Below are 12699 nucleotides of genomic sequence, written 5' to 3'. Positions count from 1 at the left end.
ATGAAGTTGCAGGCCATCCCTTTTAACGTGCCGCTCGTGACGGGCAGAGAGCGTACTTATGTAGAGCAGGTCATTTCGTCGGGGAAATTCTCCGGAGATCAGCCTTTTACAAAAAAATGCAGCGAATGGCTGGAGCAGAAACTGGGCTGCCAAAAAGCCCTGCTGACACCCTCCTGCACGCATTCACTAGAAATGGCGGCGATCCTTGCCAATATCGGGGAAGGCGACGAAGTGATTATGCCTTCCTTTACGTTTGTTTCAACGGCCAATGCTTTCGTTTTGCGGGGAGCGAAAATCGTTTTTGTTGATATCGAACCGCAAACAATGAATATCGATGCTGCCTTGATTGAAAAGGCGATTACAGAACGGACGAAAGCGATCGTCGTCGTGCATTATGGAGGGGTATCCTGTGAGATGGAGACCATCATGGCGCTTGCTTCCAGGCATTCGCTTCTCGTCATTGAAGATGCTGCTCAGGCACTTATGGCGGAGTATAAAGGGAAGCCGCTCGGAACCATCGGCGATATTGGATGTCTCAGCTTTCATGAAACGAAGAACTATCATTGCGGGGAGGGCGGTGCCTTGCTGATCAACCGTCGTGAGCTTGTCGACCGGGCGGAAATTATCCGGGAAAAAGGCACGAACCGCTCCCGATTTTTCCGCGGGCAGATTGATAAATATACATGGGTCGATATCGGTTCTTCCTATTTAATGAACGAACTGAGTGCGGCTTTTTTGTATGTGCAGCTGGAGGAAGCGGAAAAAGTGAATGAAGCGCGGAAACGCCATTGGGTGCAGTACCGGGAGGCTCTTTTGCCAATGATGGAAAAAGGGCGGCTTGAAATTGCAGAGATTCCGGAGGACTGTAGCCATAATGCGCATCTATTTTTTCTGAAGACAAAAGACCTTGAAGAAAGGTCGGACCTGATTGCTTTTTTGAAAAAGGCTGGAATTGGCGCCGTCTTTCATTATATCCCGCTTCACTCAACGGAAATCGGTAGGAGAGTCGGGCGCTTTCATGGGGAAGATCTATTTACTACGAAGGAAAGTGAGCGTCTCCTCCGGCTGCCTTTGTATTATGGATTGAAGCAAAGTGATATTGAACAGGTTGTGAAAGGAATCCGTACGTTCTATGAAAAGTAATGGGGTGTAAAAGGATGAGCAATCAAGTGCTTCTTGTCGTGAAAAAAGAAGGGGCTAAGGATGCAAGGGTGGCGGAACTCTGCCGTGAATTTAAAAAGCGTGGCTTTGAAATCCGTCATGTCTCCATGAAGAATCTCACCATCTTTTCATTGGGGGCCACCATTCAAACCATTCTGAAAAAGCAACCTTCTATAAGTAGACTCTGCCTCCTCTCAAATCACCGCAGCCTTCTTTTCAGCAGCTACCGCGCCTATAACGGGCAAATGGATGATTTCATTTACCTCCCATCCCGGGATGAGAAGGATTCTTTCAGCAGCGAGCCGGTGAAATCATTGTCCAATCTGAACGGAATCGAAAAGGAGACGCTGCATGGGAAAATCTACGTCCAAATGGGTTTTGAACAAGCTGATTTGCTATTTCCTCTGCTGTTCCTTCATCATCGGTTTGTCTATTTTACAAGGATGGAGGATTTTGACTGGGATGCTCCGATATCCGACCAATCCCCAAGCAAGGAATACAAATTAGGCAATCGGACGTTTTCTTTTAAAGGGGAAGGGGAGCAGGTGGAAACCGTTTCGATCGATCCAGTGGCATCGAAGCCGTTCGCTTTTGATCAGGACTTTTTTCAAGCCGCAGCTGCTGCCCCGCAGTGGACGGTCTACTTAATCCGGGCTGTTCTAAAAATGAGCATTCCCGCAGACATCAAAGGGAAGGCAGCGACCTCACTTTTTCATCTCCACCGTGATTCTCCTTTAAAAGAAAAGATTTTCGAGCAAATTCAGAACTATATAGAGTGGGGCAAGGATTCCTTTCCGGAGAAAGTGAATCTGCTGACGGCGAGCCTTGCGCTGAAAAAAGAAGAGGGACTTCTTCAACTCATTCTTCAGACGCTTCTTGAGGACCGGTCCTACATAGCTTTTCACTATCCTCTCCTTGCTTCAACTCTTGGGTTTGTCAGTTACCATGGTCTTCAAAAATATAAGGGGATTTATCAAGATCAAACCAGCGTCATGGCGCGGATTGTGGAATTTTACCAAGAACATGTAAGGGTTGCATCCGGTGAGAAGAAAAAAGGGAAAGTTGTGATCATCGCCGGGCAGCTTCTTACCCAACAGCATGCGCCTACTGGTGTCGTGCTGAACTATGCCAAGCAATTGAAACTGGCTCATCCAGATTTAGAAGTGAAAATATTTGTGGATGATACCTTTGTCTATAGTCCAGGAGAGGTGATGTTTTCGAATGCCTTTTCTGCGGCCGCATCAAGCCGATTTAAGGACATCCATCTTGAACTGCTGGACGGCAGCGGGATTGAGCTTATTTATTCGGATTCTTCATTGCCGAGGCTGGAACGGCTCAAAAGGGACTTGGCTTTTTTCGAGAACGAGGGACCGGAAGTGATTTGGTCAATCGGAGCGAATTTCAGCTTAGGGGGGGCCATGCTATTTCCGCATTATCCTATTTTCTCCACATCCCTTGGCGGCGCGGAGGCGCTTCCGTTTGCGCACGTTTTTTCAGGAGGGCTGGATGGAGAAACGATTGAAAAGGAATGGAACGAATTCGGAGGGGGAAGCAGGACCTATCTGCCGATTCATCATGGAATTGAGTTGAAGAAAGCAGAGAAAACAGAGTCGCGAGCCGCATATGGTTTTGCCGAAGAAGATATCGTTTTGGTGACCGTTGGGAACAGGCTCGATGCCGATCTGTCATTGGATTTTGTGGAGATAATGAAGGGGTGCTTAAAGGATAACGCTTCCGTAAAATGGTGTGTGATTGGAAAAGGTGGATTTTCGCTTATTTATGATAATTGTTCAGACTTAATTGACGCTGGACGGATTACTTTTATCGACTACCATGCGGATTTGCCTGCTTTTTATCAATTATGCGATGTGTATGTGAATCCCTTCCGCAAAGGTGGAGGAATCAGTGCGGCCATGGCGATGGATGCCGGAATTCCAGTGCTTACATTGAAGAGCAGTGCGGATGCAGCGTTTTATGTTGGAAATGATGCTGTGGAAAATGAGGAATTTTCGGTTGAACTTCATAAGTTGTGCAGCGATCATGAATATCGAATGAAGAAAGGATTAGCGATGAAAGAAGCAATCCAGAAATTTTTTGATTTCAGCCGGGCAGTGGATGACATTACGAGAGGGTTTGAAATGGCGAAAACTTCCTTTGATAGCCTGTCGACCGACAGGGGAAAATAATTTTCTGCATGCAAATAGGTCTGTAGACCCCTTGTTCCGACAAGGTTTGACGGGAAGTTTTTAAATTTGACAAAATTTTTAGAAAGTTTAAGCAGGAATATTCCGGGGAAAATCGAATACTATATACAAGCTTTAATTAAAGGAGGATTCCACATATGCTAACTTACAACATTCGAGGCGAAAACATTGAGGTTACTCCAGCAATCCGCGAGTACTTGGAAAAGAAGGTAGGAAAGCTTGAGCGCTACTTCAATGATACTCCAGATGCGAACGTACACGTAAACTTGAAAGTTTATCAGGACAAAACGGCTAAAGTAGAGGTAACGATTCCGATGCCGCATCTCGTCCTTCGCGCGGAGGAGCACAATGCTGACATGTATGCCGGAATTGACCTTATCGTTGATAAATTAGAGCGTCAAATTCGAAAACATAAAACAAAAGTAAACCGCAAATTCCGTGAAAAAGGAAGCCCAGGCGAATTCTTCGCTTCCTTGGATGATCCTTCAACCGGAGCGGTTACAGAGAAAAAAGAAGACGATCAGGACATGGAAATCGTCCGCACGAAGCAATTCGATTTGAAGCCGATGGACTCAGAAGAAGCCGTCCTTCAAATGAATCTGCTTGGCCATAGCTTCTTCATCTACACAGATGCAGAATCCAACGCTACTAACATCGTCTACAAGCGCCGCGACGGCAAATACGGTTTGATTGAAACAACATATTAATAAATGAAAAGGCGTCATCTCCGCTTGGGGATGATGCCTTTTTGAGTTGCGGAAGGAAATGCAAAACGCATTTTTCCCTCTCTATCTATTTAATTATTGAAAAATTCCTACTATTATTACTATAATGGTAGACAAGTTGTTATTTCGATAATCGAAGTATTAAAAAGGGGAGTACATACATATGAATCTGGACTTTTTATATCATCCGTACCCGTCCCAGCGGAATACGGTTTTTGCGAAGAAAGGGATGGTCGCTACTTCTCAGCCATTAGCGGCTCAGGCGGGGTTGGAAATCCTGCAAAAAGGCGGAAATGCGGTGGATGCCGCGATGGCGACGGCAGCTGCCTTAACGGTGGTCGAACCAACATCGAACGGCATCGGCGGAGACGCTTTTGCCCTTGTGTGGATGAAAGATAAACTGCATGGATTGAACGCCAGCGGACAGGCTCCGTCGTCCATTTCCATTGATGCGGTGAAAGCAAAGGGGCACGATAAAATGCCGGTCCATGGGATGATTCCCATTACGATTCCTGGTGTGCCTGCTGCTTGGGGAGAGCTCTCCAAGAAATTTGGAAAGCTGCAGTTGACAGAAGTATTGCAGCCCGCGATCCGCTATGCGGAGGAAGGATATCCGATTTCCCCAATTCTCGGGAAGTATTGGGATTATGCTTTCAGACGCTTCAAGGAAATTTTCAAAGGGGAAGAATACAAGGCATGGTTCGATACATTTGCGCCGGAAGGAAGGGCGCCGAAAATCGGTGAAGTGTGGAAATCGCCAGGACATGCGGCGACATTAAGGTCCATTGCAGAAACGAATGGAGAGAGCTTTTACAAAGGAGAGCTGGCGGAAAAAATAGATTCCTATATGCGCGAGCACGATGGATTTTTGACCAAAGAGGATCTTGCCAGCTTTGAACCTGAGTGGGTTGACCCGATTTCCGTCAATTATAAAGGATATGATGTTTGGGAAATCCCGCCGAATGGTCAGGGGATCATTGCCCTTATGGCACTGAACATCGCAAAGGGGATTGATTTTAAGGAGAAAGACAGCATTGATACATACCATAAACAAATTGAGGCGATGAAGCTTGCCTTCACAGATGGAAAGGCTCATGTGACGGATATTAAACACATGACGACGGCGGTGGAGGAATTGCTGTCGGAGGCCTACGGTGATGCGAGGCGGTCATTGATCGGGGATGAGGCAATTCTCCCGGATCCTTATACGCCTCCAAAAGGCGGAACGGTCTACTTGGCTGCTGCGGATGGAGACGGCAATATGATTTCTTATATTCAAAGCAATTACATGGGATTCGGGTCGGGGATCGTCATTCCGGGAACAGGGATTTCGCTGCAAAACCGCGGGGCTGATTTTTCGTTAGACGAATCGCATCCGAATGCATTAAAGCCAGGGAAGCGAACATACCATACTATTATACCGGGATTTTTGACCAAGGATGGAAAAGCTGTCGGGCCCTTTGGCGTCATGGGCGGATATATGCAGCCGCAGGGACATTTCCAGGTCGTCATGAACACGGTGGATTTCCATTTGAATCCGCAGGCAGCACTCGATGCACCCCGCTGGCAGTGGATGGAAGGGAAGAAAATTCTCGTTGAACCGCATTTTCCGAATCATCTGGCTCAGGGGCTTGCACGGAAAGGCCATCAGATCCAAGTTGCCACAGATACCGGCAGCTTCGGACGCGGGCAGATCATCTGGCGCGACGAGAAAACGGGCGTCCTGATCGGCGGAACGGAGTCAAGGACAGACGGCGCCATTGCGGCATGGTAAAATAGAAGGAAATTAAGCATAGAGGAATGAGGCAATGTGAAGCTTTGGAACTTGTTCCTCGCCTTTTTCAGGGTGGGGATTTTAGGATACGGAGGCGGTCCTTCCGCCATTCCGCTCGTCCATAAAGAAGTGGTCGAGAAATATAAATGGATGAGCGACGACGATTTTTCAGATGTATTGGCGCTCGGCAACGCGCTGCCAGGTCCGATTGCGACAAAACTTGCCGGCTATATAGGCTGGAGGGTAAGCGGGTGGCTTGGAATGATTGTTTCCGTTTTGGCTACAATTGTCCCGACGATCATTTTGATGATCCTGCTGCTGACAGTCCTGAATGCCTACCGCGAAAAGCCGTGGGTGCAGGGGATGTCAAAAGCGGTTGTCCCTGTAGTGGGCGTGATGCTTGCCGTCATGACATGGGATTTTATCGCGAAATCGACTTCGGGGCTGGGCAAAGTTTGGGGAATTGCCCTTCTTGTCATCAGCTTTGTGGTGCTTGAACTTATTGGCATTCATCCGGCAATCTTGATCGGGATACTGATTGCTGGTGCGCTTTTATCACCTGGGAAGCGTAAAGAAAGGAAGGTGAAGGCTTCATGATTTATTGGAAGATCTTCCTTGCCTTCTTTATTCCCGGAGTATTGGGCTACGGCGGCGGTCCGGCTTCGATTCCGCTTGTGGAAAATGAAGTCGTCGACCGCTATCACTGGCTTTCCGTCAATGAATTCAGTGAAGTGCTCGCACTCGGGAATGCACTTCCGGGTCCCATCGCCACAAAGATGTCCGGGTACATAGGCTATCAAGTGGGCGGCGTCTTCGGTGCATTTGTCGGCGTGTTTGCCACTATTGCGCCATCGTTGATTTTGATGATCGCGTTGTTGGCACTACTGATGAAATTCAAAAATTCACCGAAAGTCAAATTGCTGACCAATCTAGTAAGGCCGGCGATTGCTGTGCTGCTTGGCATCATGGCCTATGATTTTTTCAAAGATTCCTATCACGGGATCGGCTGGCTGCAGACGCTTGCGATTGTCGTAGTCAGCTTTCTGCTTCTGCAGAAATGGAAAGTGCACCCCGCCTATGTCATCGGGGCTGCACTCGTATATGGTGCCGTATTTTTAGGATGAGCTCGCCGGATGGCGGGCTTTTTTTGTTTGATTCGACAAAAACCGAGGAGATTCGGGTGGTGCCTGTCACTTGGAGTGTTACTAAGTGGGAGGGACGCGACGGTTTGCTCTCAACTTTTGGGCTGGACTGCCGCACTTTCGCGGTTAACCCCGCAACTTTCGGCGCCAACCCCAGAACATTTAAGGTTAACCCCTCAACTTTCCTCGGCAACCGCTCAACTACCAATAAAATGGAAACGACCAACTCCTTTTAATTCGACAAAAAATGGGGCGTGACTGTCACGCCCCGATTTTTGCCGAGGTCGCTGAGCCGCCATTCACCCGCGGAAGAAGCTTCCATTTGATTGGAATCTATCATTTCCTATACAATAGATTGGGATTATCAGAGACAAGTGCTATATACAACAGGAGTGAAATTTGAAATGACAGTAACTGTAGGACGTAACGAACCATGTCCGTGTGGAAGCGGAAAAAAATATAAGAAATGCTGTGAGAAGAATAATGCGATTTCCATCGAGTCGCTGGTGAATGAAGAATTGATCGGTCTTGAAGAGGAGCTTATTGAACATTTCGTTCAGTATTACCTGACTTCATTTAACCGTTTCTTTTTATATGAGAAAGCCAATTTCCCTCATCTAGCTGAGTTTGAAAATGAGCCATTTTCGATCATGGACCAAGTTTATCATTGGTACATCTTTACCCAGGAAGCACAGGATGGGAAGACTGTAGCGGAAGAGTTCATCGATCGCCGCTTGCCGACTGTTCAAAGGCAGCGCACCAAGGATGTTTTTGAATCATGGAAGGATTACACCATTGTCGTGGGAACGGTTTCTCATGGCATGGGTGAAAATCTTGAAGTGGCAGATGCGCTCACTGGTGAAACGTATTCTATCATCGAGCCTGAGCATCAATTCGATGTGGATCATACTAAAGGGCAAATGGTCATCGGAATTAAGATCGGCAAATTGTTCTTTGGCATCGACCACGATTTCCCGGTGCACCTTGCTGAAGCACAAAAAGCATGGGTTGCTGAGGATTTTGCCAACTCCGGCGAGAAGGACGAACAAGAATATTTGAAGAAAAACTTCATGAAAGTGGCAGAAGCCTTCCAGAAAATCAAGAATGAAGAAGGCGACCGTCTTGTAAAACTGACACCGGAACAAGAGGAAGTAGCGTATGAATTAGAAGCTTACTTGGACAATCTTGAGGTAAAGCCGGATGATATGGCAGTGCCTGCAGGTCTTGCTGTTTGGGAAATCTACTGCGATAACGCCAATCCGAAGATCCAGAATCCGAATATTTATGTAGGAGCGATTTACTACCTGCTTTCCCAGCAGAATTTCGGTCTGGAAAAACGTTCTCAAAAATTGATTGCGGAAATTTTCGAAACGTCCCCAGGAAGCATTTCCAAGCGATCCAAAGAAATCGCAGCAGTGCTTGATGAAGTTGGATTTGAATTTTAATAATAGCCATTGGAAACCAGCCTACGATTCAGGGCTGGTTTTTCTTTTGCCGTCATGACAGCTTCTCCCGGTGAAAGTTGTCCTCACTCCTTAGTAGTGGTAAGATTAAAGGAGGCACATCTATCGTCCTCTGGAGAAGCGGGATGCTTTTTTCTCGCGATTTTCAGGATATTTTTAGAGGATTATAGCTTTTTTTCGAGAATTAATGTTAGAGATGAAAAACCATTCACTTTTTACAACGATGAGGTGGATATTTTGTCCGCCCACTTGATAAAGGAGCGTTATAGATGCTTGGTATTTTAAATAAAGTTTTCGACGATAACAAAAGAACGCTGAAACGTCTTGAGAAATTGGCTGATCAAATTGATGCGCTTGGTCCGGAAATGGAAAAGCTGTCAGATGATCAGCTCCGTGAGAAAACGGAAGAATTTCAGCAGCGCTATCAAAAAGGCGAGTCCTTGGATGACTTGCTTGTGGAAGCATTCGCAGTTGTCCGCGAAGGTTCCCGCCGTGTGCTTGGCCTCTACCCTTACAAGGTTCAGTTGATGGGTGGTATCTCCCTTCATGAAGGGAATATCTCCGAGATGAAGACCGGGGAAGGTAAAACATTGACGGCAACGATGCCTGTTTATCTCAATGCCCTTTCCGGGAAAGGCGTCCACGTCATCACAGTCAATGAATACTTGGCAAGCCGTGACGCAGCAGAAATGGGTCAATTATACGAATTTCTAGGTTTGACTGTCGGCTTGAACTTGAACAGCATGTCCAAGGAAGAAAAGCAGCAGGCTTATAATGCGGATATCACTTATGGTACGAACAATGAGTTCGGCTTCGATTATCTGCGCGACAACATGGTTCTTTATAAAGAGCAGATGGTTCAGCGCCCGCTGCATTTTGCCGTAATCGATGAAGTCGACTCCATTTTGATCGATGAAGCGCGTACGCCATTGATCATTTCAGGGCAGGCGGCCAAATCGACTCAGCTTTATATCCAAGCGAATGCGTTTGTTCGCACGTTGAAAAAAGAAGATGACTACACATATGATGAAAAAACGAAAGGCGTTCAGCTGACTGAGGAAGGAATCAACAAATCAGAGCGCGCTTTCGGAATCGATAACTTGTTTGACATTACGCATGTTACTTTGAACCATCACATCAATCAGGCATTGAAAGCGCATGTCAGCATGCACCTGGATGTCGATTATGTGGTTCAGGAAGGCGAAATCATCATCGTTGACCAATTTACGGGCCGTCTGATGAAAGGGCGCCGCTACAGCGACGGGCTTCACCAAGCGATTGAAGCGAAGGAAGGCCTTGAGGTTCAGAACGAAAGCATGACGATGGCGACCATCACATTCCAGAACTACTTCCGCATGTACGAAAAGCTTTCAGGTATGACAGGTACAGCGAAGACGGAAGAAGAGGAATTCCGCAATATCTACAACATGCGCGTTGTAGTCATTCCCACGAACCGTCCGATTGCACGTGATGACCGTCCCGACTTGATTTTCGCCAGCATGGAAGGAAAGTTCCGTGCGGTTGTGGAGGAAATTGCTGAGAGACATAAAAAAGGCCAGCCGGTCCTTGTTGGTACGGTTGCCATTGAAACGTCCGAGCTCATTTCCAAGCTTTTGACGAAAAAAGGCGTACGCCACAATGTCCTGAATGCGAAAAATCATGGTCGTGAAGCGGAAATCATCCTTGATGCCGGCCAGCCGGGTGCGGTAACCATCGCAACGAACATGGCAGGACGCGGTACGGATATCAAGCTTGGAGAAGGCGTGAAAGAACTTGGCGGACTTGCTGTCGTCGGTACTGAGCGACATGAATCCCGCCGTATCGATAACCAGCTCCGCGGACGTTCCGGACGTCAAGGAGACCCTGGTGTCACTCAATTCTACCTATCCATGGAAGATGAATTGATGAGACGTTTCGGCTCCGACAATATGAAAACCATGATGGAGCGACTTGGAATGGATGATTCCCAGCCGATCCAAAGCAAAATGGTTTCCCGTGCGGTCGAATCTGCTCAGAAGCGAGTGGAAGGAAACAACTTCGATGCTCGTAAACAGCTTCTTCAATACGACGATGTCCTTCGCCAGCAGCGTGAAATCATCTACAAACAGCGTAATGAAGTGCTTGAAGCAGAAGACTTGCGCGTGATTGTGGAAAATATGATCAAAGCGGTCATCGGACGTGCAGTGGATTCCCACGCTTCTCTTGCTGAAGATGAAGAAAACTGGAACCTTCAAGGTCTTGTTGACTATATCAATGCCAACCTTCTGCATGAAGGCGATGTAACAGTTGCTGACCTTCGTGGAAAAGATCCGGAAGAAATGTCCGAGCTTATCTTTGCGAAAGTAACGGAGCGCTATGATGAGAAGGAAGAGCTCTTGAGCGAGGAGCAGATGATCGAGTTCCAAAAAGTCATCCTTCTTCGTGCGGTTGATACGAAATGGATCGACCACATCGATGCAATGGAGCAGCTTCGCCAAGGTATCCACCTTCGTGCATATGGTCAAATCGATCCGCTTCGTGAATATCAAAGTGAAGGCTTCGCAATGTTTGAAAGCATGATCGAAGCGATCGAAGAAGATGCTGCGAAATACGTCATGAAAGCGGAAATCCGCAACAACCTTGAGCGCCAGGAGGTAGCAAAAGGACAAGCGGTCAATCCGAAAGAAGACGGCGGCGAAGTGAAGAAGAAGCCTGTGAAGAAACAGGAAGAAGTAGGACGCAACGAACCTTGCCCTTGCGGAAGCGGCAAGAAATATAAAAACTGCCACGGAAAATTGTCTTAATCGATTTTCCTGTCAAGCCCGGTTTGCGGACTGCCAGCCGGCATAGTATACTTTGAAAGAGGGTGAAGGAGAATTTGTTCTCCTTCACTTTTTGATGCGAAAGAAACACACTGAGGCACGGCATCGGTTAAATATATTTAGAGGTGATCAGAAATGGAATTATCAGAAATCAGATCAGAGCTTGAAAAAACAGCTAGAGTTTTAGCGGACTTCAGGGGGTCTCTTTGACTTAGAAAACAAAGAGGCGCGCATTGCGGAATTGGATGAAGTCATGTTGCAGCCGGACTTTTGGAACGACCAGCAGCAGGCACAGGGCATCATCAATGAAAGCAACGGATTGAAGGACCTTGTCAACGAATACAATGATATGGTCGAGACTCAGGAAAATCTTGAATTGACTTATGAATTGGTCAAAGAAGAGGCCGATCCTGAACTTCAGGAAGAGCTTGAGAATGAAATGAAGGATCTCGTCAACCGGTTGAATGACTATGAGCTTCAGCTGTTGTTGAGCGAGGAATATGATAAAAACAACGCGATCCTTGAATTGCATCCGGGTGCCGGCGGAACGGAATCCCAGGACTGGGGTTCCATGCTGCTTCGTATGTATACGCGCTGGGCTGAGAAAAAAGGCTTCAAGGTGGAAACAATGGACTATCTTCCTGGAGATGAAGCTGGAATCAAGAGTGTTACATTATTGATTAAAGGCCACAATGCATACGGCTATCTTAAGGCTGAAAAAGGGGTGCACCGCTTGGTCCGCATCTCTCCATTCGATTCATCCGGACGCCGCCATACTTCATTCGTTTCCTGCGAAGTTATGCCGGAATTCGATAATGAAATCGAAATTGACATCCGTACAGAAGATCTTAAAATCGATACGTATCGTGCAAGCGGAGCCGGCGGACAGCATATCAATACAACCGATTCTGCCGTCCGTATTACTCATACGCCAACTGGAGTGGTTGTTACATGCCAGTCCGAACGTTCCCAGATCAAGAACCGTGACGCAGCCATGAAAATGTTAAAAGCTAAGCTTTATCAACGCGAGATCGAACAGCAGGAAAAAGAGCTGCTCGAAATTCGCGGTGAGCAAAAAGAAATCGGATGGGGAAGCCAGATTCGCTCTTACGTCTTCCATCCATATTCCATGGTGAAAGACCACCGCACCAACACAGAATCCGGAAACGTCCAAGGCGTCATGGATGGAGATTTAGACAACTTCATCAATGCTTACTTGCGTTCACGAATTTCTTAAGTTGTCCTAATAGGTGCCTGTCACCACCCGATATTTGTCGATATTTGTTGAAAGTTCTGATGCTATGCATCGGGGCTTTTTTGCGGTTATGAATGCTTTTCTCTCATTGGTAGATGATAATTAGAAAGGTTTAATGCTTTAACACGTTATCTTATTGGCATTTACACCCAATCAAACCCGTGCTATACTCAC

Annotated in this window: 9 protein-coding genes; all 9 read left to right on the top strand. The window is 46.9% G+C overall.

The window, feature by feature from the left end; all coding sequences use genetic code 11:
* The 9 genes from rffA (at position 1) to prfB (ending at position 12507) form a co-directional block, all read left to right on the top strand.
* Positions 1 to 1143, top strand: a complete 1143-nt coding sequence (gene rffA, locus ABTV07_RS17710; RefSeq protein WP_433751346.1) for a dTDP-4-amino-4,6-dideoxygalactose transaminase — start codon at positions 1 to 3, stop codon at positions 1141 to 1143.
* A gap of 14 nt (positions 1144 to 1157) precedes the next feature.
* Entirely contained in the window at positions 1158 to 3347 is a 2190-nt protein-coding gene (locus ABTV07_RS17705) for a glycosyltransferase (protein WP_433744750.1), read from the top strand.
* Between the two features lie 155 nt (positions 3348 to 3502).
* Complete coding sequence (gene hpf / locus ABTV07_RS17700; RefSeq protein ID WP_433744748.1) at positions 3503 to 4072, top strand: ribosome hibernation-promoting factor, HPF/YfiA family; 570 nt, start codon at positions 3503 to 3505, stop codon at positions 4070 to 4072.
* Between the two features lie 181 nt (positions 4073 to 4253).
* Complete coding sequence (locus ABTV07_RS17695) at positions 4254 to 5864, top strand: gamma-glutamyltransferase family protein (protein WP_433744746.1); 1611 nt, start codon at positions 4254 to 4256, stop codon at positions 5862 to 5864.
* Between the two features lie 36 nt (positions 5865 to 5900).
* The gene (locus tag ABTV07_RS17690) at positions 5901 to 6461 is read left to right on the top strand and encodes a chromate transporter (RefSeq protein ID WP_433744743.1); all 561 of its coding nucleotides are present in this window, start codon (positions 5901 to 5903) and stop codon (positions 6459 to 6461) included.
* Positions 6458 to 6988 carry a chromate transporter gene (locus ABTV07_RS17685; protein ID WP_433744740.1) on the top strand — a complete coding sequence of 177 codons (531 nt, stop codon included), beginning with the start codon at positions 6458 to 6460 and terminating at the stop codon, positions 6986 to 6988. Before ABTV07_RS17690 ends, ABTV07_RS17685 begins: the two co-directional genes overlap by 4 nt.
* 422 nt (positions 6989 to 7410) lie before the next feature.
* Positions 7411 to 8451, top strand: a complete 1041-nt coding sequence (locus tag ABTV07_RS17680) for a YecA family protein (protein WP_433744739.1) — start codon at positions 7411 to 7413, stop codon at positions 8449 to 8451.
* A gap of 287 nt (positions 8452 to 8738) precedes the next feature.
* Entirely contained in the window at positions 8739 to 11252 is a 2514-nt protein-coding gene (gene secA / locus ABTV07_RS17675; RefSeq protein ID WP_433744736.1) for a preprotein translocase subunit SecA, read from the top strand.
* Positions 11253 to 11405: 153 nt separating this feature from the next.
* Positions 11406 to 12507 (top strand): peptide chain release factor 2 gene (gene prfB / locus ABTV07_RS17670; protein ID WP_433744733.1). Its coding sequence is split into 2 segments (ribosomal slippage): positions 11406 to 11477 and positions 11479 to 12507, totalling 1101 coding nucleotides; the frame shifts between segments, so codons are not numbered across the junction.
* The last annotated feature ends 192 nt before the right edge of the window (positions 12508 to 12699 follow it).

This window comes from Falsibacillus pallidus (assembly GCF_050990905.1).
Taxonomy (GTDB): domain Bacteria; phylum Bacillota; class Bacilli; order Bacillales; family DSM-25281; genus Falsibacillus; species Falsibacillus pallidus_A.
Note: the sequence above shows the minus strand (reverse complement) of the source record. Positions and strands in the feature narration are given on the sequence as shown.